The 25,496-nt window shown below is 61.5% G+C and carries 22 protein-coding genes and 1 pseudogene; 14 read left to right on the top strand and 9 right to left on the bottom strand.

Annotation, left to right across the window (positions count from 1 at the left end):
• Positions 1-223: 223 nt before the first annotated feature.
• Together M1D43_RS22790 and M1D43_RS22785 are read right to left on the bottom strand one after the other, a co-directional pair.
• Positions 224-717: pseudogene (locus M1D43_RS22790) on the bottom strand (alpha-hydroxy acid oxidase); the annotation flags it as partial.
• Positions 718-839: 122 nt separating this feature from the next.
• The gene (locus M1D43_RS22785; RefSeq protein WP_498814262.1) at positions 840-1,469 is read right to left on the bottom strand and encodes a glucose-6-phosphate isomerase; all 630 of its coding nucleotides are present in this window, start codon (positions 1,467-1,469) and stop codon (positions 840-842) included.
• A 245-nt stretch (positions 1,470-1,714) separates the two neighbouring features.
• Here M1D43_RS22785 and M1D43_RS22780 point away from each other — a divergent pair, with 245 nt between their 5' ends.
• The 6 genes from M1D43_RS22780 to M1D43_RS22755 all read left to right on the top strand — a co-directional run bounded on the left by M1D43_RS22780 (position 1,715) and on the right by M1D43_RS22755 (position 9,024).
• Positions 1,715-2,683, top strand: a complete 969-nt coding sequence (locus M1D43_RS22780) for a sugar ABC transporter substrate-binding protein (RefSeq protein ID WP_010975981.1) — start codon at positions 1,715-1,717, stop codon at positions 2,681-2,683.
• 87 nt (positions 2,684-2,770) lie between these two features.
• The gene (locus tag M1D43_RS22775; RefSeq protein ID WP_017264541.1) at positions 2,771-4,285 is read left to right on the top strand and encodes a sugar ABC transporter ATP-binding protein; all 1,515 of its coding nucleotides are present in this window, start codon (positions 2,771-2,773) and stop codon (positions 4,283-4,285) included.
• Positions 4,286-4,305: 20 nt separating this feature from the next.
• The gene (locus M1D43_RS22770; protein ID WP_017265602.1) at positions 4,306-5,277 is read left to right on the top strand and encodes an ABC transporter permease; all 972 of its coding nucleotides are present in this window, start codon (positions 4,306-4,308) and stop codon (positions 5,275-5,277) included.
• Between the two features lie 177 nt (positions 5,278-5,454).
• Positions 5,455-6,474 carry a galactitol-1-phosphate 5-dehydrogenase gene (locus tag M1D43_RS22765; protein ID WP_013850519.1) on the top strand — a complete coding sequence of 340 codons (1,020 nt, stop codon included), beginning with the start codon at positions 5,455-5,457 and terminating at the stop codon, positions 6,472-6,474.
• A 43-nt stretch (positions 6,475-6,517) separates the two neighbouring features.
• The gene (locus tag M1D43_RS22760; RefSeq protein ID WP_498814260.1) at positions 6,518-8,047 is read left to right on the top strand and encodes an FGGY-family carbohydrate kinase; all 1,530 of its coding nucleotides are present in this window, start codon (positions 6,518-6,520) and stop codon (positions 8,045-8,047) included.
• Entirely contained in the window at positions 8,044-9,024 is a 981-nt protein-coding gene (locus M1D43_RS22755; RefSeq protein WP_014527069.1) for a sugar-binding transcriptional regulator, read from the top strand. Before M1D43_RS22760 ends, M1D43_RS22755 begins: the two co-directional genes overlap by 4 nt.
• A gap of 248 nt (positions 9,025-9,272) precedes the next feature.
• Here M1D43_RS22755 and M1D43_RS22750 read toward each other — a convergent pair whose 3' ends face one another.
• The 7 genes from M1D43_RS22750 to M1D43_RS22720 form a co-directional block, all read right to left on the bottom strand.
• On the bottom strand, positions 9,273-10,409 hold the full coding sequence (locus M1D43_RS22750; RefSeq protein WP_014527070.1) for an alpha-hydroxy acid oxidase: 1,137 nt from the start codon (positions 10,407-10,409) through the stop codon (positions 9,273-9,275).
• A 114-nt stretch (positions 10,410-10,523) separates the two neighbouring features.
• Positions 10,524-11,840, bottom strand: coding sequence for a guanine deaminase (gene guaD, locus M1D43_RS22745; protein ID WP_014527071.1), 1,317 nt, complete (start codon positions 11,838-11,840; stop codon positions 10,524-10,526).
• On the bottom strand, positions 11,837-13,069 hold the full coding sequence (locus tag M1D43_RS22740; RefSeq protein WP_014527072.1) for a urate hydroxylase PuuD: 1,233 nt from the start codon (positions 13,067-13,069) through the stop codon (positions 11,837-11,839). Before M1D43_RS22740 ends, guaD begins: the two co-directional genes overlap by 4 nt.
• Before the next feature lie 88 nt (positions 13,070-13,157).
• A complete protein-coding gene (locus M1D43_RS22735; RefSeq protein ID WP_010975972.1) occupies positions 13,158-14,057 on the bottom strand; it encodes a LysR substrate-binding domain-containing protein in 900 nt (299 codons plus the stop codon).
• Positions 14,058-14,629: 572 nt separating this feature from the next.
• On the bottom strand, positions 14,630-16,966 hold the full coding sequence (gene xdhB / locus M1D43_RS22730) for a xanthine dehydrogenase molybdopterin binding subunit (protein ID WP_017264667.1): 2,337 nt from the start codon (positions 16,964-16,966) through the stop codon (positions 14,630-14,632).
• Positions 16,967-17,173: 207 nt separating this feature from the next.
• Entirely contained in the window at positions 17,174-18,661 is a 1,488-nt protein-coding gene (gene xdhA / locus M1D43_RS22725) for a xanthine dehydrogenase small subunit (RefSeq protein ID WP_017264666.1), read from the bottom strand.
• A gap of 43 nt (positions 18,662-18,704) precedes the next feature.
• Positions 18,705-19,481, bottom strand: coding sequence for a 3-hydroxybutyrate dehydrogenase (locus M1D43_RS22720; protein ID WP_017264665.1), 777 nt, complete (start codon positions 19,479-19,481; stop codon positions 18,705-18,707).
• Positions 19,482-19,777: 296 nt separating this feature from the next.
• Here M1D43_RS22720 and glpK point away from each other — a divergent pair, with 296 nt between their 5' ends.
• The 8 genes from glpK to map all read left to right on the top strand — a co-directional run bounded on the left by glpK (position 19,778) and on the right by map (position 25,466).
• Positions 19,778-21,271, top strand: a complete 1,494-nt coding sequence (glpK, locus tag M1D43_RS22715) for a glycerol kinase GlpK (RefSeq protein ID WP_122103546.1) — start codon at positions 19,778-19,780, stop codon at positions 21,269-21,271.
• 256 nt (positions 21,272-21,527) lie between these two features.
• Entirely contained in the window at positions 21,528-21,851 is a 324-nt protein-coding gene (locus tag M1D43_RS22710; RefSeq protein WP_003528544.1) for an ArsR/SmtB family transcription factor, read from the top strand.
• Positions 21,848-22,267: an SRPBCC family protein gene (locus M1D43_RS22705; RefSeq protein ID WP_013850529.1), complete on the top strand. Its 420-nt coding sequence runs from the start codon at positions 21,848-21,850 to the stop codon at positions 22,265-22,267. The genes M1D43_RS22710 and M1D43_RS22705 overlap by 4 nt, the downstream gene beginning before the upstream one ends.
• Before the next feature lie 58 nt (positions 22,268-22,325).
• A complete protein-coding gene (locus M1D43_RS22700; protein WP_013850530.1) occupies positions 22,326-22,547 on the top strand; it encodes a hypothetical protein in 222 nt (73 codons plus the stop codon).
• 9 nt (positions 22,548-22,556) lie between these two features.
• Entirely contained in the window at positions 22,557-23,024 is a 468-nt protein-coding gene (locus M1D43_RS22695; RefSeq protein WP_013850531.1) for a DUF1801 domain-containing protein, read from the top strand.
• A gap of 30 nt (positions 23,025-23,054) precedes the next feature.
• Positions 23,055-23,492 carry a DUF1801 domain-containing protein gene (locus tag M1D43_RS22690; RefSeq protein ID WP_014527079.1) on the top strand — a complete coding sequence of 146 codons (438 nt, stop codon included), beginning with the start codon at positions 23,055-23,057 and terminating at the stop codon, positions 23,490-23,492.
• Positions 23,493-23,600: 108 nt separating this feature from the next.
• Positions 23,601-24,644 carry an LLM class flavin-dependent oxidoreductase gene (locus M1D43_RS22685; protein ID WP_014527080.1) on the top strand — a complete coding sequence of 348 codons (1,044 nt, stop codon included), beginning with the start codon at positions 23,601-23,603 and terminating at the stop codon, positions 24,642-24,644.
• Positions 24,645-24,716: 72 nt separating this feature from the next.
• Positions 24,717-25,466 carry a type I methionyl aminopeptidase gene (gene map / locus M1D43_RS22680; protein ID WP_013850534.1) on the top strand — a complete coding sequence of 250 codons (750 nt, stop codon included), beginning with the start codon at positions 24,717-24,719 and terminating at the stop codon, positions 25,464-25,466.
• Positions 25,467-25,496 lie beyond the last annotated feature (30 nt).

Genomic DNA, 25,496 nt, shown 5'->3' with positions numbered 1-25,496 from the left:
TACAGCGCCGCGCGTCTTATCAGACGCGCAAAGGTCGCTGTAGTACTTTGATCTGCTGCATGTTTTTGCCCTTTAATCGGATAGGATTAAAGGAAACATGCAGTAGACGGCCTATTGCGAGGGATGTTCACTCTCTCGCCAAATTGCTGATCGTGCGGTTCCGCTCTAAGTCTTTGAAGCTACGCACTTCCGATGGAAAACCGCTACACGCTTCCTGCACCTGCTACTCGGCGATGATGTCGCGGCCGACCTCGGTGATGCGGCGTTTGCCGCAGAGCGCCATGGTCGTGTCCATCTCCTTGCGGATGATGTCGAGCGCGAGTGTCATGCCTTCCTTGCCGAGCGCGCCGAGGCCGTAGAGGAAGGGTCGGCCGATATAGGTGCCTTTCGCACCGAGCGCGATCGCCTTCAGGACGTCCTGGCCGGAACGAATGCCGCCGTCGAGGTGTACCTCGATCTGGTCGCCGACGGCCTCGACGATGCGCGGCAGCATGCTGATCGAGGAATGCGCGCCATCGAGCTGGCGGCCGCCGTGGTTCGAGACGATGATTGCGTCGGCGCCGGTCTTCGCCGCCATTTTTGCGTCTTCCGGATCGAGAATGCCCTTGAGGATCAGCGGACCAGCGCCAGCCGCACAAATTCCTGCCTCTCTCCCATGACCGGCACCTCTTTCCACGGCATGGACAACCTCCTCTCGAAGCCAACCCATGCCATTATGAACGTGTCAGCCATCTCCCCGAACACCTGTCAGTCATGTGTCCGGGCTAGACAACGAGCACAGGGATGAGGCGATCAAACCAGCGGTGACGGGGAACGCCAGACAGGATCCCCGACAGTCTTCAGTCAACTCTCGACATGATGTCTTCTACAAGCGATGGGTGTCTCCCTGAATAACCGGCGTTATCGACTGTGGTCCATCCACCGTTCCCGTCATCGACAATACGGCTCCGCATTCCCCCCGCCTTCGCAATGACGTCGTAGTCCTGACCGGCGGCATCCGCGGGATAGGAAAATGTCATTACAAGTGGTTCCAGGCCGACGTTGACAGAACGATGGATCCAAAAGGGTGGCACATAGCACATAGTCCTCGCGCGCATCTCGATCGTGCGAATCTCGCCATGGGGCGATTCCAGCAGCATCACGCCTACCCCAGCCTCGCCATAATACATTTCCGGCCGATTGGGCCTCGCATGGATGTGGCCCCGCGTCATGAAATACTCGTCACCGATCTTCCCAGGCTCCATGCGCGTGACGCCGATGATGATGTCACCCCCATTGGCCGATGGCTTGTAGTCCGTAACCTCATAGGCGACATCATCACCGCGGGTTGCGATAAGCGCTTGATATGCGCTCTCGTCCCGATACAGCCCTGCAAGATCCCGGAAGGTTTTGACATAGCGGTTCGTCGCACCCTTCAACTGGCCTGTTGCAACATCGACCTGACAGACTCCCGGCTCAAACAATATCAACACTTTTCTCCTGTTCTCTATTTCGTAGCAAAACTACCAAATAAAATTGCGAGCGCAAGTCCCAGCGCCTGCTGCAGGCGAAACGTGGGCATTCTCGCCTTGTTGCAGCGCACGATTTGTCACTTATGTGGTATAGTATCAAAAATGGGGGTTAATTTTGCTTGACCAATCTCTAATCCTGTAATTAAACTACGGAATGGAAGCCCAAACCGCTTCCTGTCTCATGGAAATCGGAGGAGTTACCCATGAAGAAATCAATCGCAGGATGCATGTTGGCCCTCATGGCGAGCGTTGCTTCCGCTGGCATCGCAAACGCCGCCGACTGCAAGGTTGGCATCGCCATGTACACGCTTGGCGCACCTTATTTCGCCGCTCAGGTGGCGGCAGCGGAAGATCAGGCCAAAAAGGCCGGTTGTGAAGTTACCAGCGCCGACGGCCAGAACGACATGACCAAACAGATCGCGGACGTGGAAGACATGGTGGCGCGCGGCGTTAATCTGTTGATCCTCAACCCGCGCGATCCGGAAGGCCTTGTCGCGGCCGCAGACGCTGCAACGGCAGCTGGCGTGAAGGTCGTCGTCATGGACTCCTCTATCAACACGAAGGCCAACGTCGTCACCCAGGTTCGCTCTTCCAATGACCAGAACGGTGTGCTTGTCGGCCAATGGCTTGCCAATGCCATGAAGGGCAAGCCGATGAAGATCATCCTTCTATCGGGCGACAAGGGTAACGAAGTGGGCCGCGATCGGCGCCTCGGCGTTTTCAAGGGCCTTGTCGAAGGCCAATTGGTCAACGACGGCAAGGTCAGTTTCGAAGTCGTGGGCCAGGGCTGGGGTGGCTGGGCCCATGAAGGTGGCCTCGCCGCGATGGAAGACCTCCTGACTGCGCATCCGGACGCCAATGTCGTTCTTGGCGAAAACGACTCGATGGTGCTTGGCGCCATGAAGGCTCTCGAGGCACAAGGCAAGACAGATGTTCTCGCGCTTGCCGCTGCGGACGGCCAGAAGGAAGCATTGGCACTGATCAAAGAAGGCAAATACGGGGCAACCGGGCTTAACGACCCGGACCTGGTCGCGCGTACCGCGGTCGATGTCGGGCTCAAAGCGGTCAACGGCGAACTGCCAGCCGACTTCCCGAAGCTCAATCTGACGACACCGGCCGTCATCACCAAAGAAAACGTCGACAAATATTATCGCGCCGACGCCGTTTTCTGATCTGCTCCTCCCAGGAGGCTGCAAAGCCGCCGCGGACTGGACAACGGGGCTCCTGCCTCGTTGTCTGCAGCCATTGTTAGGAGGGCCATGGTGACCGAACTTGCCAATCTGAAATCAATTTCCAAGTCCTTCGGGGGCATTCACGCGCTTCGGTCCGTGAATTTCGACGTGCGGCCGGGGGAGGTTCATGCCCTTCTCGGCGAGAACGGTGCTGGAAAATCCACCCTTATGCGCGTTCTGGGCGGCGAGATTATCCCCAGCCAGGGAGAGGTCGTCATTAATGGAAAGCGGACCGAGCTTCGCGATCCTCGAGACGCACGCGCACTTGGCATCGTCGTGATCCACCAGGAGCTTGCCCTTGCCCCTGATCTCAGCGTGGCAGAAAACATTTTTCTCGGAGAGCTACCGACCCTTATTTCCCGATTCAGCCTGCGAAGACGCGCAAAACAGCTGATCGACCGTCTGGGTTTCGATATCGATCCCGGGCGCCTTGTCGGCACCCTGTCCGTCGCCCACCAGCAGGTGGTCGAGATCGCCAAGGCTCTTTCGCAGGACATCAAGATCATCGTCTTCGACGAACCGACCGCAGTGCTCGGTGCTCAGGATGCGATGAAACTGCACCAGATCATCCGGGGCCTGCGCGATCGTGGAGGCGGCATCGTCTATATTTCGCATCGCCTCGATGAAGTGTTCGATATCGCGGATCGAATGACAGTAATGAAGGATGGGGAGACGGTCGGAACAGTCGCGACGACGGACGTCAAGATCGACGATATCATTCGCATGATGGTCGGCCGGCCAATCGCCAACATGTTCCCGGAGCGCTCGCAGCGCACCATCGGCGCCGAACTGCTCAACGTGAAAAAACTCAATGCGGGCCGGATGGTTCGCGATGTCAGCTTTTCTGTCCGCGCCGGCGAGATCGTCGGGCTTGGAGGCCTGATCGGATCAGGCCGCACGGAAGTCGCACGCGCGATTTTCGGCGCTGATCCGCTGGACAGCGGCACGATCAGCCTCAAAGGGAAGGCCCTCAAACTCAAATCGCCCAGAGACGCGGTGAAGGCCGGTATCGGGCTCGTCCCGGAAGACCGCAAGGAGCACGGCGTCGTCATCGACAAGCCGATCCGCGTCAATGCAACGATGGCCAGGATGTCGTCGGTCGTGAATGCCTTGGGCTTCCTCAAGCCAGCCTTGGAGCGCACCGACGTCACCGCACTTGGCAAGAGCTTGCGGCTCAAGGCTTCCAGTATCGATGCACCGGTTTCCAGTCTGTCGGGCGGCAATCAGCAGAAGGTCGTGCTGGCGAAATGGTTTCACGCCGGTGGCGACGTTATCATTCTGGACGAACCCACACGCGGCGTCGATGTCGGCGCGAAGGCCGAAATCTATGCTCTGATCAACAAGCTCGCCGAAGACGGCAAGGCAGTTCTGGTGATTTCCTCAGAACATCAGGAACTCTTTGGTCTTTGCGATCGCGTTCTGGCAATGGGCCAGGGGCAGATCCGAGGCGAACTGACACCCAGCAACTACTCGGAAGAAAATCTGCTTGGCCTGTCGATGATGGGCGGAGCCAGAGCGAGCAACCAAGGCAGCCAGGTATGACCCACACAACAGACACAGTGATGCCGCAGGAACAGAAGGGTTTTGTCGACTATCACTCCATCGTTCAGCGTTTCGGGACCCTGGCGATCTTTCTCGTGCTCGTCGCCGTAGCGACCTGGTGGTCGGACAGTTTTCTCACTCGCGGCAACCTCCTCAACGTATTGCGGCAGGTTGCCTCGACAGCCGGCATCATGGCCGTCGGCATGCTGTTCGTCATCCTGACGCGCGGCATTGACCTTTCGGTTGGATCGGTCATGGCCCTGGGTTCTGTACTCACGGGCTACTTCTGCGCGATGTTAGGCTATGGCACCGGGGCCACCATTTTTCTTGTCTTGTTGTGCGGCGCTGCCTGCGGCCTGGTAACGGGCGGTTTCATCGCGTATCTCAGGCTGCCGTCCTTTGTCATGTCGCTTGCCATGATGGCAGTCGCGCGCGGCCTTTCCCTGATCATTTCCGAGGGGCGACCAATTCCGCTCAGCGATGCGGGCGCAGCTTTCAGCAGTTTCGGTTCCGGCTTCGTGCTGGGCATTCCCCAACCAGTCATTTTGATGTTCGCAATCTATATCGCCGGCGGTGTCGTCCTCAACTTCACCCGGTTCGGACGCGTCATTACGGCAATCGGTTCCAACGAGGAGGCTGTCCGACTCTCCGGTATCGCCGTCCCGCGCTATATCGTCGCCGTCTATGTGATCTCCGGTTTGCTCGCCGGTTTGGCAGGTATCATCGCCGCGAGCCGCACAGGCGTCGGCTCTGCTCAGGTCGGCATCGGGGCCGAACTCAATGTGATCGCCGCCGTCGTTATCGGCGGGGCGAGCCTGATGGGCGGGAAGGGCGGCGTCATCAACACGCTGCTTGGCGCTTTGGTCATGGGAATTATCACCAACATCATGAACCTTGCGGGCGTGCCCGGCTATCACCAGCAGGTTTATATGGGAGCGATCATCGTCGTTGCCATGCTGTTGCAGTACAGCACCGGCTCTCTGAAGCGATGAAATCATTCTCCGGCAGATAACGACGTAACAGTTACAGAGCCCAGCTTAATGAGACGGGCGGCATGAAGGCCGCCCTTCGACCGGTCCACGTCGCGAAAATTCTCGCATTTGATTAATTGTCACGACAGCTGTCCTAGCAAAGGTAACCAAATGACGCAGATGCTAACAGGAGACGCCATGCGCGCCATCGTGCTCCACGCCCCGGGCGATATACGGCTTGAAAAGCGGCCAAAGCCGGTGGCCGGCCCCGGAGAGGTCCTGCTGCGCGTCGCATCCGTCGGCGTGTGTGGGTCGGATCTGCCCCGCATGCTGGTCAAGGGCGCATGGAAGATGCCTCTCATCACAGGCCACGAGTTTTCCGGCCATATCCATGCGCTCGGTGAAAACGTCGAAGGCTGGGAAATCGGCGAGCTGACCGCTATTGCGCCGCTGATGCCGTGCAATCAATGCATAGAATGCAAGACAGGCAATTTTTCCCGATGCCGCGACTATGATTACTTCGGTAGCCGCCGCGACGGCGCTTATGCGGAATTTGTCGCCGTCCCCGTCGAAAATCTCATCAAGACACCGCAGCACGTCGATCCCAGGGCTATCGCCATGACCGACCCTGCCTCGATCGCTCTCCATGCCATCTGGAAGGCCGGCGGTATAACGGCCGGCCAGACCGGGGCCGTCGTCGGGTGCGGCCCGATCGGTCTGTTCGCGATTCAGTGGATGCGCATCATGGGGGCCTCGAGGGTGATCGCCGTCGATGTCACGGAAGAGAAACTCGCCTTGGCGCGTCAGGCGGGCGCCGATCTATGCATCCTGTCTGCCGATTTTGCCGACAACAAGGAACGAGCCGATCTTGTGATCGAGGCCGTCGGTATCGATTCGACAATCAACGCTGCCGTCATGCTGGCTGCGCCGGGCGGACATGTCACGTTTATCGGGATACCTGTCCCCGATGTGAAGCTGTCGAACGCGACGTTCCAGAGATTCCTGCGTCAGGAAGTTTCACTGCACGGCTCGTGGAACAGTTTCGGTGCGCCTTTTCCCGGCCCGCAGTGGACGACAACCGTCCAAAAATTCGCGACCGGGGAACTGAAGTGGGAATTCATGATCTCGCATGATCTCGACCTTGCCGAGCTACCTGGTATCTTTCAGCGCTTCGCGGCGAAGGACCTGCACTTCTCGAAAGTGCTGTTCCGCCCCTGATCGTTCGGGAGACGGTGGGGCAAACAGGGAGGCAAGGTTAGGGATGGTCGCAGTTCTCAGCCTGGATTTTGGAACCGGCGGCGCGAGGGCAGCGATCTTCGACACGCAGACGAACCACATCGTTGCGCGTGGCGAGGCGCCTTACAAAACGCAGCATCTTCCGCCCAACCGCGCCGAGCAGAATCCTGAAGACTGGATGACCGCGCTCGTCTCGCTCGTCCCCGATGTCGTTGCAAAGGCGGGTTCGCCCGATATCGCTGCGGTTTGTGTAGCGACCTTCGCCTCGACGGTTGTACTCTGCGACCGGTCTGGCAAGCCGATTGCCCCTGCCGTCCTCTGGATGGACGCACGCGCGGCCGACGAAGCCGCGTTCACTGAAACCGTGGACCACCCCATTCTCGCAGACAGCGGTGGTTCGGATGCGGTCGAGTGGCTGGTCCCGAAAGCCATGTGGTTCGCGCGCCGAAAGCCGGACCTCTGGGCGCGCACGGAAGTCATTTGCGAGGCTCTGGATTTCGTCAATCACAGGTTAACCGGTGTATGGGCCGGCTCTCTGATGAATGCCACATGCAAGTGGAACTACGATAGCCGGAACCGCAAATTCTGCGAGGATCTCTATGCTCTGCTCGGCGTGCCGGACCTTGGTGCCAAGCTTCCGCAGCGAATTGTGGACATCGGGGACGTCGTCGCTCCCATGCTTCCCGAGATGGCACGTACGCTTGGCATTCCGGGTAATCCTGTCGTGGTGCAGGGTGGCATAGACGCGCATATGGGAACATTCGGTGCCGACGCGGTGACGCCAGGCTCCATGCTGTTCATCGGCGGGACATCGAATGTCCACCTCACGCAGGTACCGGATGACGGGCGTAATATCCGCGGGGTCTGGGGTCCTTACCCCAACGCCTTGACGCCCGGCTTGCGAATGATCGAGGGCGGCCAGGTCTCGGCTGGTTCCATTCTTCAGTGGCTGAGCAACACCATCTTCGGGCTTGATGATGCCGGCTTCCGATCACTTTGCGCGGCCGCTGACGCAATCGAGCCGGATTCCACCGGGCTCCTGGCGCTGGATTATTGGATGGGCAACCGTACACCCTACCGGGATGCACGGCTGCGGGGCGCCTTTTTGGGTTTGTCGCTGTCTCACGACCGGGCCAGCATCTACCGTGCTGCTGTGACTGCGGTCGCACTCGGGGCGGCCAATGTCGTCTTCGATCTGGAAAAGCAAGGGGTGGCGATCGACCGGATCGTCATGTCTGGCGGCATCATGAAAAACCGTCTCTGGCTCGAGGCAACCATCGATGCAATAGGTAAGCCCGTGGAGCTTGCGCTCGATGACAACCTGTCGCTGCATGGCGGCGCCGTCGCCTGTACGGTGGCGCTTGGACTGTTTCCAGACCTGACGACCGCGGCGCATGCGTTGCGCGCGCCTGTCGTGAAAAGAGCGCCTGATTTCAATCGTCATAGACAATATCTCGCTATGCTTGGCGACTACCGCGAAGCAACGGATGTCCTGACGCCCGTCTTCCATAGGCTTTCCGGTAACGTCGAAAGCACACGGACGGAGAGAGTATGAAAGACGAAAGCGAACGCGTCAGCAATCGCCTGCCGATGGACGAAAGCCGCGAGCACCTGATGGTCAAGGTTGCGCGCATGACCTACCAACAGGAACTGAATCAGTCGGAAATCGCTGCTGAGACCGGGTTGAACCGCTGGCAGGTTAGCCGTCTCCTGCAGGAGGCGCGCGACCTCGGCATCGTGCGCATCGAAATCATTCCACGCTCGCCGCGCCGCCCCGACCTGGAAACCGCCTTGCAACAAACCTTCAACCTGAACGATTCCGTCGTGGTTTCCAGCGACGGCGAACAGGCGCAGAGTTTGGACACCGTCGCTCAAGCCGCCGGCCAGTACATTGCTTCCATCAAATCCAATGGCGCAACCGTGGGCGTTTCCTGGGGGCGTACGATGGGCGCCGTTGCCCATTGGCTTCCGCTTCAATGGAGCGATGGCGGCGAGGTCGTACAGATCAATGGAACGGTCGCACCCATTTCCGGCGTCACGTATCATAACGATGTCGCCGGGATCTTCGCACGCAAGGCAGGTGCCCGCCTTGTGCCGCTGCCAGTGCCGGCAATTGTCGGCCAGCGCGTCACCCGTGAGGTGCTCGAACGCGACCGGATCGTCGCCGATGTTCTGACCAAAGCGCGCTCGGCACAAATTCTCATTTTTTCTTGCGGAAGCCTGAGCGAAGAATCGGTCCTTGTCCGCTCGGGCAACATTTTGAAGGACGAACTGGCCACGCTTCTTTCAAAAGGTGCGGTGGGCGATGTCCTTGGCCGTTTCATCGATGTCAATGGCGAGATCGTCGACGCGGAATTGGATGCCCGCACGATCGGCCTTTCGCTTTCCGATCTGAAGACGAGTGGAAAGGCTATCGGCATCGCGGCCGGTAGCGAAAAATTCAACGTCGTCCTTGGCGTGCTTCGCGCCGGCCTGGTCAATGTCCTCGTCACCGACGAGGCAACAGCGACATTCGCATTGGAGCACGCATGAGTGTCGACCATTCTCCAAGGCTCTCTGCCCAATATCGCCCGTAACCGGCTACCGCGCTCGGACCCGAGATTTTCGAGGGTCACGCCATCGACCGGCCCCGGGTGAAGGGGGCTCCGGCTTCGCCGAGGTCAAGGCAGGTGACATAGGCTCTCTGATGATATTGCCCGTTTGCTGATCGTGCGGTTCTGCTCTAAGTCTTTGAAGCTACGCACTTCCGATGGAAAACCGCTACACCCTTCCTGCACCTGCTACTCGGCGATGATGTCGCGGCCGACCTCGGTGATGCGGCGTTTGCCGCAGAGCGCCATGGTCGTGTCCATCTCCTTGCGGATGATGTCGAGCGCGAGTGTCACGCCTTCCTTGCCGAGCGCGCCGAGGCCGTAGAGGAAGGGGCGGCCGATATAGGTGCCTTTCGCACCGAGCGCGATCGCCTTCAGGACGTCCTGGCCGGAACGAATGCCGCCGTCGAGGTGTACCTCGATCTGGTCGCCGACGGCCTCGACGATGCGCGGCAGCATGCTGATCGAGGAATGCGCGCCATCGAGCTGGCGGCCGCCGTGGTTCGAGACGATGATTGCGTCGGCGCCGGTCTTCTCCGCCATTTTTGCGTCTTCCGGATCGAGAATGCCCTTGAGGATCAGCGGACCGCCCCAGCGCTCCTTGATCCACTCGACGTCCTTCCAGGAAAGCTGCGGGTCGAACTGCTCGTTGGTCCAGGCCTGAAGCGAGGAGAGGTCGGCGACGCTCTTGGCGTGGCCGACGATGTTGCGGAAGGTGCGGCGGTTGGTGCCGAGCATCTTCATGCACCAGCCGGGCCGCGTCGCCATCATCCAGAGGTGTTTCGGCGTCAGTCGCGGCGGCGCGGACAGGCCGTTGCGAAGGTCCTTATGGCGCTGGCCGAGGATCTGCAGGTCGAGCGTCAGGACGAGCGCGGAACACTTCGCGGCCTTGGCCCGGTCGATCAGATCGAGCACGAACTCGCGCTCGCGCATGACATAGAGCTGGAACCAGAACGGCTTCGTCGTCACCGAGGCGACGTCCTCGATCGAGCAGATGCTCATGGTCGAGAGCGTGAACGGGACGCCGAACGCCTCGGCCGCCTGAGCCGCCAGCATCTCGCCGTCGGCATGCTGCATGCCCGTCAGGCCGGTGGGGGCGAGCGCGACCGGCATCGAGACCTTCTGTCCGATCATCGTCGTTTCGAGCGACCGGTCGGACATGTCGACCAGCACCCGCTGGCGCAGCTTGATCCCGGCGAAATCCTCCTCGTTGGCGCGGTAGGTTCCCTCCGTCCATGCGCCGCTGTCCGCATAATCGAAGAAAAGCTTCGGCACGCGCCGTCTGGCCAGGGCCTTCAGGTCCCGTATTTCGAGAATCTGCGTCATGGATCGGCCTCATCGAGTGAATGACAGCCGAGCCCTTATCATGATTTCGGAGGGCTTGTAATAGTTGCAGAAAGCGAGAGGTCAAAAAATCTTACCTCTCGTTTTCATCTCTGCTCAGGCTGCGCCAAGGGTTGATTTGCAGGGCTTGCCGGCGACGTAGGTCTCGACGACGGCGCGGTCGTCGCCCATCGTCTGCAGGAGAAAGAGTTCGTCGGCCAGCGAATTGACCACTTCGGCTCTGAGCGCCATTGCAGGCGTTGCCGCCATGTCGAGTACCGCAATGTCCGCATCGGTGCCGGGCTCCAGCGTGCCGATACGGTCGGCGAGAGACAGCGCCTCGGCATTGCCGCGGGTCATCATGTAGAAGCTGTCGAAGGGGTTCAGCCTTTCGCCCTGCAACTGCAGGATCTTGTAGGCCTCGTCGAGCGTCTTCAGCATCGAGTAGCTGGTGCCGCCGCCGATGTCCGAGGCGACGGAAACGCGCACCGGTTTTTGCCGGCGCTTGAGCGCCCGCAGGGGAAAAAGGCCGGAGCCGAGGAAGAGATTGGACGTCGGGCAGAAGACGGCGACCGAGCCGGTCTCGCTCATCGCATCCGCCTCGCGCTCGGAGAGGTGGATGCAATGTCCGAACAGGCTTTTCGGACCCAGCAGCCCGTAGCGGGCGTAGACGTCGGTATAGTCGGTCGCCTCCGGATAGAGTTCCGAGGTGTAGGCGATTTCGTCACGGTTCTCGGAGAGATGCGTCTGCACATGCAGGTCGGGAAATTCGCCGACGAGAGATTTCGCGACCTCCATCTGCTCCGGCGTGGAAGTGATGGCGAAACGGGGGGTGATAGCCACATGGTTGCGGCCTTTGCCGTGCCAGTCGGCGATGACGGCGCGGGTCTCGTCATAGCTCATCTCCGGAGTGTCGAGCAGGCCCTGCGGCGCATTGCGGTCCATCATCACCTTGCCTGCGACCATGCACATGCCGCGCTTCAGGCTCTCGGCGAAGAAGGCGTCGGCGGAGGTCTTGTGCACCGAACAGTAGGCCGTCGCCGTCGTCGTGCCGTGGCGGATCATCTCGTCGAAGAAATGGCGGGCGATCCGCTCCGCATGCGCCGTCTCGACGAAACGGCATTCCTCGGGAAAGGTGTAGGTGTTCAGCCATTCGAGCAGATCGGCCGCGTAGGAGGCCATCACCTGCATCTGCGGAAAATGCAGATGCGTGTCGATGAGGCCTGGCACGATCAGGTGCGGGCGGTGGTCGATCTCGGGGACCTCCTCAGGCGCTGCCGCCTTGACCGCTGCATAGGAGCCGGATGCCCTGATCACCCCGTTCTCGACGAGAAGCGCGCCGTCGCTTTCGTAAGCATAGGCAGCACTGTCGTCGATACCTTGAGGTTCGCGATGGAAGCTCAGCAGGCGGCCGCGAATGAGGGTGGATGTCATCGTGTCTCCCCGACGGCGCTTTCGAACCAGGCCGTCACCAGCCTGCGCTCTTCCGCCGTCATGTCGCTTATGTTGCCGGGCGGCATGGCATGGCTGCGCCCCGCCTGGATATAGATTTCCCGCGCGCGGGCAGCAATCTCGGCGTCGCTTTCGAGCGTGACGCCGTTCGGAGCCCGCACAATTCCTTCATAGGCCGGCTCGGCCGCGTGGCACATGCTGCAGCGGGTCGAGATCGTCTCCTTGATTGCGGGAAAATGCGCGTTTTCGGCAAAGCGCCGGAAGGCCGGTGCCGTGTCGGCCCGTTCTTCTCCCGTCAGTATTTTCGGCGCGGTCGAGAGCCACATGATCAGGATGAACAGGAGCGTGGTGACTAGCCAGGTCCAGGTGGGCCTGCCCTTGCGCGCATGCGTGGTGTTGAACCAATGACGGATCGTAACGCCCATCAGGAAGACGAGCGCTGCGATGATCCAGTTGAAGGCCGTCGCGAAGGCGAGCGGATAATGGTTCGATAGCATGAAGAAGATGACGGGCAGCGTCAGGTAGTTGTTGTGCAGCGAGCGCTGCTTCGCCTGGGCGCCGAGTCTTGGATCCGGCATGCGGCCGGCGATCAGGTCGGCGACGACGATCTTCTGGTTGGGGATGATGATCAGGAAGACGTTGGCCGACATGATCGTGGCAGTGAAGGCGCCGAGATGCAGGAAGGCGGCGCGGCCGGTGAAGACCTGGGTATAGCCCCAGGCCATGGCGACCAGTACCAGATAGAGCAGCGCCATCAGTCCCCAGGTGCTTTTCCCGATCGGTGACTTGCAGAGAAGGTCATAGAGGACCCAGCCGAGACCGAGCGAGGCAAGCGAGATCAGGATCGCGGTCGTCGCCGAAATGTCCAGGACATGTCGGTCTATGAGAAAGAGGTCGGCGCCGCCATAATAGACGATGCAGAGCATGGCGAAGCCCGAGAGCCAGGTCGCGTAGGACTCCCACTTGAACCAGGTGAGGTGCTCCGGCATGGCGGCTGGCGCCACCAGATATTTCTGGATGTGATAGAAACCCCCGCCATGGACCTGCCATTCCTCGCCATAGGCGCCCGGGGGCAGATGGTCGCGTTTTACGAGACCGAGATCGAGCGCGATGAAATAGAAGGACGAGCCGATCCAGGCGATGGCGGTGACGACATGCAGCCAGCGTACGGCGAAGGCCAGCCATTCCCAGGCAATGGCGAATTCATACATTCGGGTCCCCTCTTTCTCTCCGTTGACGCAGCTTGCGAGAAAAAGCCGAAACGGGAAAGGGGCGTTCTCGGCAATCCACGCTACAGGCTTAGGCGCCGCAATCCTGATTGAACTCTGAAAGAATCCAGTCGCGAAAATTGCGGATCTTCGGGACGTTGCGTCGGGCATGCGGATAGACCAGCCAATAGTCGTGGCCATCGCTGCCGCGCAAATCGAAGGGTTGATAAAGCCGACCGAGCGCGACGTCATCGGTATAGAATTGAGGAGTGAGGATCGCAACGCCTTGCCCGGCGATCGCGGCGCCTGCCTCGAAGGACTGGGCGCCGAGCCGTGTCGGAACCCGACCGTCGAGGTCCGCGTCGCGGACGCCGGCAGCGCGAAACCACAGCGGCCACCAGCGGTCTTGAGGGTCGATGATGCGGAGCTTCAGGAGGTCCCGCGGTTCATTCACGCCGCCGATCGTCGAGGCGAGCGCGGGACTGAGCATTGGCGTAAATTCTACTTTCATCAGTCGATGGCTGACGAGACCCGGCCAAACGCCCAACCCGGACCGGATTGCCACGTCCACTGCCTCTATGCTGAAATCGATCATTGCATCATTCGCCGACAGCCGGACGGCCATGTTGGGCTGAGCGAGTTGGAACGTGCCGATATGGCGGGCGAGCCATTGCGAGGCGAAGGTCGCGGTCGAACTGATGAGCAGGGTGGACGCTGCATCGCCGCGCGCGGAGGCGACCGCCTCCTGCATCAGTTCGAAGGCTTCCGTCACCTTCGGCGCCAGACGTTGGCCGACTTCGGTCAGTGCAATCTGGCGGGGACGCCTCAGGAACAGCGGCTCGCCGACGCTCTCTTCGATGAGTTTGATCTGGTAGCTGACGGCCGTCTGGGTCATGCCGAGCTCGTTGCCGGCCTTGGTGAAGCTGCCGAGCCGGGCTGCGGCTTCGAAGACCCTCAGCGCATTCAGCGGGAACTGCTTCGACATCTTCATGGATAAGTTCTCTTGATGCATACAGACGGATGTTCGATTGGAATCCGAGCATCTATCGGGGCATGCTGCAAGTCAACTTCACCGCTTGCCAAGGGTGCTCAGATGTCTTGCGATACATTGGAATATACTGAAAGAAAGCCGATTCCCCCAGTGAACGGGATCATCCGGTTTGCCGCTTCGGCACTGCGCCGCATAAGAGGCCGGAGCTTAAGTCTCGACCTTGAATCCACATCCGAATACATGAAAAAGGACTTGGGGTTACTCGACGGCCGCATGGCCCGGCAGGACGACGACATGCTGCGGTAGAGAGGCTGTTCATTCGAACCGTTCGCTACAGTTCAAGGCCTATTGAGATTCGGGATACCCGCCGTGGCTTGTTTGATCTCCTCATCCCTGTGCTCGTCACAGGGATCCAGCCAGACCAAGTCCTTGGGCTGAAAGAACTCCTCCCGCGCCGCAGACGCGGCGCTGCTCTCATCTTTGTGACGAGCACAGAGATGAGAGTGAGGAGAGATTGCCGTCCTCAACGGGCCCTTGCCCGGATGCGGGCGGAAAACCGCTCACACTTTTCCTCATCCAGCTCTAAGCCGTTCCACCGCCATCAGGACACGTTCGGGCGTTGCCGGGGTATCGAGCCGGGGGCATTCGCGATAGCCGGCGACGCTGGCGACGGCCATCGACAGGGCCTCGACCACCGAAATCGGCAGCATGAGGGGCGGCTCTCCCACGGCCTTCGATCTGCCGATCGTCTCTTCGGCGTTTTCCGACCATTCGGCCAGGCGCACGTTGAAGATCTTCGGCCGATCCGAGGCAAGGGGTATCTTGTAGGTCGAGGGCGCATGCGTCCTCAGGCGCCCCTTCTCATCCCACCAGAGCTCTTCCGTCGTGAGCCAGCCCATGCCCTGAACGAAGCCGCCCTCGATCTGGCCGAGATCGATCGCCGGGTTGAGGGAACGGCCGACGTCGTGCAGCACGTCGACGCGATCGACCAGGTATTCGCCTGTCAGCGTATCGATCGAGACCTCGGAAACGGCCGCGCCATAGGCAAAGTAGTAGAAGGGCGTGCCGCGGCCGGCGGCCCGGTCCCAATGGATGCCAGGCGTCGCATAGAAGCCGGCGGCGGAGAGCTGGACACGTGCGCCGTAGGCCTCCTGCACGAACTGCGCAAAGGGCACGAGCTCGTCGCCGATCCGGACATGATTGGCCACGAAGGTGACGTTTTCGGCCGTCGTCTGCCAACGCTCGGCCGCAAAGGCGACGAGCCGCTCCTTGATCTGACGCGCGGCATCGAAGGCGGCCATGCCGTTGAGGTCGGAGCCGGAGGAGGCGGCTGTCGCAGACGTATTCGGCACCTTGCCGGTCGTCGTCGCGGTTATTTTCACCCGGTCGATGTCGATCTGGAAACTGTCTGCAAGGACCTGCGCCACTTTCGTATAGACGCCCTGGCCCATCTCGGTGCCGCCGTGGTTGAGGTGGACCGAGCCGTCCGTGTAGATGTGGACGAGGGCGCCGGCCTGGTTGAGGTGGGTGAGGGTGAAGGAGATGCCGAACTTCACCGGCGTCAATGCAATCCCCTTGCGGATCACCCGGCTCGACCTGTTGAATTCGATGATCGCCGCCCGGCGCGCCTGATAGTCGGCGCTCGCTTCCAGCTCATCGACGATCCGGCCGATGATGTTGTCTTCGATCTTCTGGTGATAAGGCGTGACGTTGCGGCCGGAATGCGCGTCGCCATAGAAGTTCAGCTTGCGGATTTCGAGCGGGTCCTTCCCGAGCGCGTAAGCGATCTCCTCGATGATCCGCTCGCCGCCGAGCATGCCCTGCGGCCCGCCGAAGCCGCGAAAGGCGGTGTTGGAAACCGTATTGGTCTTAAGCGGTTGCGAGGTGAGCTTCACATGCGGATAGAAGTAGGCGTTGTCCGCATGGAAAAGGGCGCGGTCGGTGACCGGGCCGGAGAGATCGGCGGAGAAACCGCATCGCGCGGCATAATTCGCCTGGACCGCCCGGATGCGTCCCTCCTCGTCGAAGCCGACATCGTAATTTACCAGGAAATCGTGCCGCTTGCCGGTGGCGGTCATGTCGTCGTCCCGGTCCGGGCGGAACTTGACGGCGCGGCGAAGCTTGCGCGCGGCGACGGCGGCGAGTGCCGCAAACTGGTTGCCCTGCGTTTCCTTGCCGCCGAAGCCGCCGCCCATGCGGCGGACATTCACCGTGACGGCGTTGGAGGGAACGCCGAGCACCTGCGCGACCATACGCTGGACTTCGCTCGGATGCTGCGTTGATACCCAGACGGTCATTTCGTCATCCTCGCCGGGAATCGCGAGCGCGATATGGCCTTCCAGATAGAAGTGCTCCTGGCCACCGATTCGCATGTGCCCCTGGATGCGGCGAGGCGCCCGCTCGAGCTCGCCTTCGGCGTCGCCGCGCTCGAGCGTCAGCGGCGGGGTCACCAGCTCGCCGCCGGTTGCCACGGCATCGATGATATCGATCGCCGGCAGGAAGTCACGATAGGTCATCCTGGCGAGCCGCGCGGCGCGGCGGGCGACGTCGCGCGTTTCGGCGATGACCGCGAAGGCCGGCTGGCCATGGAACTCCACCCGCCCGTCGGCAAGCACCGGCTCGTCGTGCAGATGGGTGGGGCTGATGTCGTTGGAATGCGGCATGTCCCTGGCCGTGAGCACGCAGACGACGCCGGGCACGGCGGCGACGGCGGCGAGGTCCATCTCCAGGATTTCCGCATGCGCCCGGTCCGTGAGGCCGAGCGCGCCATGCAGGGTGCCGGCGGGTTCCGGCATGTCGTCGATATAATCGGCGGTGCCCGCCACATGCTTGTGGGCGCTGTCGTGACGGAGCGGTGCGTGCATCGGTCCGGTGATTGTGGCGTGGCTTTCCAGGGTGGACTTATCCATGCCGGAGCCTCCTGACGAGGAATTTGCCCCTCATCCGCCTGCCGGCACCTCCTCCCCGCAGGCGGGGCGAAGGGATAAGCGGTGCGCGCTCGTCCTCTCTGCGAGCCCGTTCGTTGACTGGGAGGAAGGAAGCGGCGTACTCGTCCCCTCTCCCCGCAAGCCAACCGGTCAGGGGCAATTCCGATCCGCCAATATCGCGACAGGCGTTCATGCCACTTCCTCGAACCGCTGCAACCGGACCGTCTCTCCGATGCTCTCGAGGAAGAAGCGCCTCAGTAGGTTTTTTGCCGCAAGCATGCGATAGGCGCCGGTGGCCCGCCAGTCGGTGATCGGCTGATAGTCGGTCTCGAAGGCGGCCTGCGCAGTACGGACCGTCTCCTCCGTCCAGGCCTGACCGATCAGCGCTGCTTCGACGGTCTTCGCCCGCTTCGGAGTTGCCGCCATACCGCCGAAGGCTATCCGTGCGGTTTTCACCCGGTCACCGTCGAGCGAGATGCGGAAGGCGCCGAGCAGGGCGGAAATGTCCTCGTCGCGGCGCTTCGAGATCTTGTAGGCGGCAAAGCGCTCGTCCGCGGGCAGAGCCGGGACGAAGAGGCTCTCGACGAATTCACCGGGCCTGCGATCCTGCTTGGCATAGGCGATGAAGAAATCCTCGAGCGGCAGCGTCCGCTGGCCGTCCTTCGAGCGCAGGGTAACCGTCGCGCCGAGAACGATCAGGGGCGGCGGGCTGTCGCCGATCGGCGAGCCATTGGCGATATTGCCGCCGATCGTGCCCATGTTGCGCACCTGGTCGCCGCCGATGCGGTCGAGCAGCCGGCCTAATGACGGATAGGCTGAAGACAGGGCCTCGTGCGCCGCCGTATAGCTCACGCCTGCACCGATCGTCAGGCCGGCCGTCGAGCTTTCGATCCGCTGCAGTTCGGCAATGCCATTGATGAAGACCACCGGATTGAGCGGGCGCATCTGCTTCGTCACCCAGAGCCCGACATCGGTGCAGCCGGCGACGATCGTCGCGCCTGGATGATCAGCGAGAACACCTGCCAGGTCCGCAGCGTCGACGGGTACGATCAGACAGTCCGCGCCGCTGCGGACAACGATCGTCTCCGTCTGCCCTATCGCATGAAGGCGCGCCGTAACCGCTTCCAGCGTGCGGGTGACCGGGTCGAAGAGAGCGGCCGGGCGCTCCGCGGCCGCAGCCTCCGCCGCGCGCACGATCGGTTCGTAGCCGGTGCAGCGACAGAGATTGCCCTGCAGCGCCTTTTCTATCGCCGCGCGGCTCGGTTTTTCATCGGCAAGCCAGAGCCCGTAAAGCGACATCACGATCCCCGGAGTGCAGAAGCCGCATTGGGAGCCATGAAAATCCACCAGTGCCTGCTGCACCGGATGCAATGTGCCGTCTGCGGCAGCCAGGTGCTCGACCGTCACCACATGGGTGGCATTCAGCGAGCCTGTGAAGCGGATGCAGGCGTTGACGCTTTCATAGACGAGTTTTTTCGCTCCGCTGGCATCCTCGGCGAGCCGGCCCACGAGCACCGTGCAGGCGCCGCAGTCGCCTTCCGCGCAGCCTTCCTTGGTGCCGGTGAGGCGGCGCTCCAGCCTCAGGAAATCGAGCAGCGTCGACGTCGGCGCGACGTCGGAAAGGACGATCTCGGAGTCGTTCAGGATGAAGCGGATGCTGTCGGATGCCTGTGCCATGCCACTTCCTTGTCCCTCAACCGGCTTTTCCCTCAGTCGTCGGCTACTGCGCCGTCCAGCCGCCATCCATCGAAACATGCGTCCCGGTGATCTGGGCGGCATCGTCGCCTGCAAGATAGAGCGCCAGGGAGGCAACCTGTTCGACGGTGATGAACTTTTTCGTCGGCTGTCCCTTGAGCATCACCTCGTTGATCACCTGTTCCTCGGTGATGCCGCGCGTTCTCGCCTGATCCGGTATCTGCTTTTCGACGAGCGGCGTCAGAACGTAGCCGGGGCAGATCGAGTTCACGGTGATACCGCTCTCCGCCACCTCCAGCGCCACGGTCTTCGTCAACCCCATGATACCATGCTTGGCGGCGACATAGGCGGACTTGAAGGGGGAGGCCACGAGGCCATGAGCGGACGCGATATTGATGATCCGGCCCCAGCCCTTCTTCTTCATCGGCGGAATGGCGCCACGAATGGTGTGAAAGGAGGAGGAGAGATTGACGGCGATGATCCGGTCCCATTGCTCGACCGGAAAATCCTCGATCTTTTCAACGAACTGCACGCCGGCATTGTTGACGAGGATATCGGCGCCGCCGAAGCGATCGGCAACCATCGCCATCATGTCGGCGATTTCGGAGGGCTTGGTCATGTCGGCCGGGTGATGAAGCACCGTACCGGAGCTCAGGCCTGCGACTTCGTCCGTGACGGTCCTGATCTCGTCCGGCGCACCGAAGCCGTTCAGGACGATATTGGCACCGGTCTTCGCCAGGGTCCGGGCGATCGCCAATCCGATGCCGCTCGTGGAACCCGTTATCACCGCAGTCTTGGTCATTCCCGCTCTCTCCGTCCTGATGCCGCACAGGTCTTTTGCGACGCAACAGCGTCAGCCTACGCGCAAATGCGCGGCAGTGACAATTGTGTTTTTCCGCCCGGCAAAGCAGAGTGAGTGTCCGCGGGAGCACTTGGCAAAAGTTGCGTTTTGTTTTCGTTTGACATTCGTTTTTCTATCGTATTGAAGTCGTTCGAATGTCGCCCTCGAGGAAGGGCGAGAGGGGCGGAGTGAAAGCGTATGCGGGCTTCCGCTCGCATTCCGGTCGGTCCTTTCAATCGCGTGCCGAGGAGGGGCATATGGGCGGATATATTCTCGCGATCGATCAGGGCACGACGTCCACGCGCGCGATCGTTTTCGACGGCAACCAGAAAATCGCGGGCGTCGGGCAGAAAGAGTTCAAGCAGCACTTTCCGAAGTCAGGCTGGGTGGAGCACGATCCGGAGGAGATCTGGCAGACGGTCGTCAGCACGGTCAAGGAAGCGATCGAGAAGTCCGGCATCACCGCGAACGATATTGCCGCGATCGGCATCACCAACCAGCGGGAGACGGTTGTCGTCTGGGATCGCGAGACCGGCAAGCCGATCCACAATGCCATCGTCTGGCAGGACCGCCGCACTGCCGCCTTCTGCGACAAGCTCAAGAAGAAGGGACTGGAAAAGACCTTCGTGAAGAAGACCGGTCTGCTGCTCGATCCCTATTTTTCGGGAACGAAGCTCAACTGGCTGCTTTCCAATGTGAAGGGCGCGCAGGTGCGCGCAGCCAAAGGCGAACTCTGCTTCGGCACTATCGACACCTTCCTGATCTGGCGGTTGACGGGCGGCGAGTGCTTCTGCACCGACGCGACGAATGCCTCGCGTACCCTCTTATACAATATCGCCGAGAATGCCTGGGACGACGAGCTCACCGAGGTCCTGCGCGTGCCGAAGGAGATGCTGCCGGAAGTGAAGGACTGCGCGGCCGACTTCGGCGTCACGGATCCGTCTCTCTTCGGCGCGGCGATCCCGATCCTCGGCGTTGCCGGCGACCAGCAGGCGGCAACGATCGGTCAGGCCTGTTTCAAGCCGGGCATGCTGAAATCGACCTACGGTACGGGCTGCTTCGCCTTGCTCAACACCGGCAAGGACATGGTCCGTTCGAAGAACCGCCTTCTGACCACCATCGCCTACCGCCTCGACGGTGAAACGACCTATGCGCTCGAAGGCTCGATCTTCGTAGCCGGTGCTGCCGTGCAATGGCTGCGCGACGGGCTCAAGGTGATCAAGGCGGCGCCCGATACAGGCTCGCTTGCCGAGAGCGCCGATCCCTCGCAGGAGGTCTATCTGGTGCCGGCCTTCACCGGCCTCGGAGCGCCCCATTGGGATCCGGATGCGCGGGGCGCGATCTTCGGCATGACGCGCAATACCGGCCCGGCAGAGTTCGCACGGGCGGCACTCGAGGCCGTCTGCTACCAGACCCGCGACCTGCTGGAGGCCATGCACAAGGATTGGCGCCGCAACGGCAATGATACGGTCCTGCGCGTCGATGGCGGCATGGTCGCCTCCGACTGGACGATGCAGCGCCTGTCGGACCTGCTCGACGCTCCGGTCGACCGCCCGGTCATTCTCGAAACCACCGCGCTCGGCGTCGCCTGGCTTGCAGGCAGCCGAGCCGGCATCTGGCCAAAGCAGGAGGCGTTCGCCAAGTCCTGGGCCCGCGACCGCCGCTTCGAGCCGCATATGGACGAGGCCACGCGCAAGGTGAAGCTCAAGGGCTGGCGCAGCGCAGTCAAGCGGACGTTGATTGCTGCCTGAGTGTTGAACCTTCCACGTTGCGCTTCAGCGCTGCGGCAGAAGCCTTCCCAACGATCCTCATTCCTGTGACAAGCGCAGGAATGAGGGAAGAAAACACACGCCCGGACCCATATCCATGGAAATATATGGAGCCCGCGCTCTGCGCGTGCTGCCGTCCGCGACCTTTGTGCGCCGTCACGTCGCCCGAGTTCCCCTTGACTCATTCATAGCTGATTGGCTATACATCAACCCATAGTCAACCGGGTATATGTCCCAAATGTCCGACGCGCACGACATGCTCTTCAGAACGCTTGCCGATCCGACTCGGCGGGCTCTCTTCGAGCGGCTGTGCCGCGAAGGGGAGAGGACGGTCGGGGCTCTGACGGCTCGCGCCGGTGTCTCACAGCCGGTCGTCTCCAAGCATCTCGGCGTCCTGAAGCAGGCTGGATTGGTGCGCGACCGCCACGAAGGCCGCCACACGTATTATAGCGCGCAACTCGGTGCGCTCGCGCCGCTGGTCGACTGGACGCGTGAGATGGCCGGGTTCTGGCAGAGCCGCTTCGACGATCTCGAAGATCTACTGAAAAGGATGGACCAATGAACGAAACACGTTCCGTCGTCGTCGAGCGGGAGATCGCTCATCCGCCGGAGAAGATCTGGCGCGCGCTCACCCAACCACACCTGATGGAGGAGTGGCTGATGAAGAACGACTTCAGTCCTGTCGTCGGGCACCGTTTCAACCTGCGCGGTGAGTGGGGTGGCGTGTTGGACTGCGAGGTGCTCGTCGTCGAGCCGAACAAAAGACTGAGCTACGCCTGGAATTTCGCGCATGAGGATCCGGCTTACGACTTGAAGAGCGTGGTGACCTTCACCCTCGTCCCGACAAGCACGGGAACCCAGTTGCGCATGGAGCAGGTCGGATTCCGACCGGATCAGCGGCAGGCCTATGGCGGCGCCAAGGCCGGATGGCAGCAGTTCTTCGAAAATCTGGAGCGCGTTCTCGCGGGTTTGAGCTGAAACCCGCCTGCCGGGCCGGTCGGGGCTGGCTCGCTTCATGTTAATGGGAGATCATTCAATGGATTGGAACGCCTGGATACGTCAGATCCACCGGTGGTTATCCATCGTCTTCACGGTAACCGTCATCGCCAATTTCGCCGCCATGGGATTGGAAGAACCTCCTGCATGGGTGGTCTATTCCCCGCTGCTCCCGCTCTTCCTGCTGCTTTTCACCGGCATCTATATGTTCGTGCTACCCTATGCCGCGAGGTGGCGCAGCGGCAGGCCTGCGGCGCAATGAGGTGAAGAGATGGCCAGCAAGACCCCGGTGAAGAGCGAGAATGTTGCAAAGAAGGCGGCCGCAAAGCCGGCCTCGGGACAGCCGACCCTGCTCTCGGGCGGCAACCCGCAGATCGCGAAGGGCTATGGCGATGGCCCCGTGCAGGCCTACATCACGGCCATGCCGGGCTGGAAGAGCGATGTCGGGCGCCGCCTAGATGCTCTGATTGTGGAGGCCGTTCCCGGCGTGCACAAGGCGGTCAAGTGGAACTCGCCTTTCTACGGCGTCGAAGACGATGCCTGGTTCCTCAGCTTTCATTGCTTCACCAAATACATCAAGGTGACGTTCTTCCGCGGCGCTGCGCTCGATCCTGTCCCGGCCGGCAAGTCCAAATATCCGGAAGTACGTTACCTCGACATTTACGAGGGCCAGCTCGACGAAGCTCAATTCTCCGCCTGGGTAAGGCAGGCCAGCCGATTGCCCGGCGAACGTATGTGAGCGACAACAACCATCAGGAAAGTGACGGCCATGGACAACAGGACGAGCGGTTCGAACGGAGAAGGAGCGTCTCCCTCCAAACTGATCGATGCGAAAATCGATGCGCTTGACGATTGGCGCGGCGAGACGCTCGCCCGGATCCGGAAACTCATCCGGCAGGCCGACCCGGAAGTGATCGAGGAAGTGAAGTGGAGAGGGGTCCCCGTGTGGGAACACGCTGGGATAATCTGCACCGGCGAAGTCTATAAGGCGGCCGTGAAGACGACCTTCGCCAAAGGCGCCTCGCTTGAAGACCCTTCAGGCCTTTTCAACTCGAGCCTGGAAGGCAATACGCGGCGTGCCATCGATTTTCATGAGGGCGAGGAGATCGACGAAGAGGCGTTCATCGCGCTCATTCGTGCCGCGGTGGAGCTGAATACGTCAGCACGCACAAGCACTCGTTCGCGAGGGAAGCCGAAGAGCGCCTGACTCCGATGGACGTCGGCTGGAAACAGTGCGTTTCCCAAAGGCGCATTTGCGGCCTGATCCTGCGCCGATTATCTCTAGCGCAACGTTAGATCTCGCAGGAAGCCAGCCATGGAACTCGGACTCTATACATTCGCCGACGTCGATCCGAATGCAGCCGACAAGGGAGCCGAGGGGCGCCGGCGTCTCGCCGATCTCCTGGAGGAGATTGAGCTTGCCGATCAGGTGGGCCTCGACGTTTTCGGCCTCGGCGAGCATCACCGGCCGGACTATGCGGCGTCGGCACCGGCGGTGATCCTCGCGGCGGCTGCCGCGCGCACCAGCCGCATCCGGCTGACGAGCGCGGTGACGGTGTTGAGCTCCGACGATCCGGTCCGCGTCTTCCAGCAATTCGCTACCCTCGACCTCCTGTCGAACGGACGCGCCGAGATCATGGCGGGACGTGGCTCCTTCATCGAATCATTCCCGCTCTTCGGCCAGTCGCTGGACGATTACGACCAGCTTTTCTCCGAAAAGCTGGGTCTGCTTTTGGCGCTGCGCGATAGTGAAAGGGTCACCTGGTCGGGTGCGCTGAGATCTCCGATCAACGATCGCGGCGTTTATCCGCGCCCGCTGCAGGACCCGCTGCCGCTCTGGATCGCGGTCGGCGGCACGCCGCAGTCGGTTGCGCGTGCCGGCGCGCTCGGTGTGCCGATGGCGCTGGCTATCATCGGCGGCGAACCGGCACGCTTTGCGCCGCTCTTCCAGCTCTACCGCGAAGCTGCGCGCCGCTCGGGGCAGGATCCGTCGAAGCTGAAGACGAGCATCAACGTCCACGGCTTCATCGCCGATACTACGCAAGAAGCTGCAGACCAATTCTATGGGCCGCAAGCCGAGGTGATGAACCGCATCGGACGCGAACGCGGCTGGGGGCCGACCAACCGCGCCCACTTCGATCAGGCGATCAGCCCGACGGGCAATCTCTTCCTTGGCGATCCGGAAACGGTTGCCAGGAAGATCGTTGCGCATCGGAAGCTCTTCGGAAACGACCGCTTCCTGCTGCAGATGGCGATCGGTCCGATGCCGCATGACCGGATCCTGCACGGCATCGAACTTTACGGCACCAAGGTCGCGCCTCTGGTACGCGAGATGCTGGCGGAGGAGCGCGCTTCTTAAGCCGGCCGCCTCCGTCTCCACTGGCATATGCGGCGTCGTAGCGCTAAATGTGGCCGCGAAAGCGAGACATCCATGACCCTCAACAACGACGAAGACCTCGAAAGGCTGAAGGAAATCGGCCGCATTTGCGCCAATGCGCTCCAGGCGATGGGCGAGGCGCTGGAACCCGGCATCACCACGGCCGAGCTCGACGCGATCGGCCGCAAGGTGCTGGCGGAGGCCGGCGCCCGTTCGGCACCCGAGCTTTGCTATGATTTTCCCGGCGCGACCTGCATCAGCGTCAACGAGGAAATCGCCCACGGCATACCCGGCCGCCGGGTGATCCAGCCGGGCGATCTCGTCAATATCGACGTTTCGGCCGAAAAAGGCGGGCTCTTCGCCGATACCGGGGCGTCCTTTCCTGTGCCGCCGGTCAAGACCGAGATCGACCGGCTCTGCCGCGACGGCAAGCGGGCGATGTGGGTGGGCCTGAAACAGGTCAAGCCGGGCCAGTCGCTTGCCGCGATCGGAAATTCGATCGGCGAGTTCGCGCGCAAGAACCGCTATTCCCTCGTCGCCAATCTGGCGAGCCACGGCATCGGCCGGTCGCTGCACGAGGAACCGAGCGAAATTGCAACCTGGCCGGACCCATCCGAGCGGCGGCGGATGACCGAGGGCATGGTTTTCACGGTCGAACCCTTCCTGTCGATGGGGGCGCAATGGGCCGAAGGCGGCGACGACGATTGGACCCTCTACAGCGAACCGCGCGCACCGACTGTCCAATATGAGCACACGGTGGTCGTCACCCGCAGCGGGCCGCTGGTCGTGACGCTGCCGGGTTAGGGCGACTTAGGAGAAGTGTGCGACGGAAGT

This window comes from Ensifer sp. R1-3, from assembly GCF_056739175.1.
Note: the sequence above shows the minus strand (reverse complement) of the source record. Positions and strands in the feature narration are given on the sequence as shown.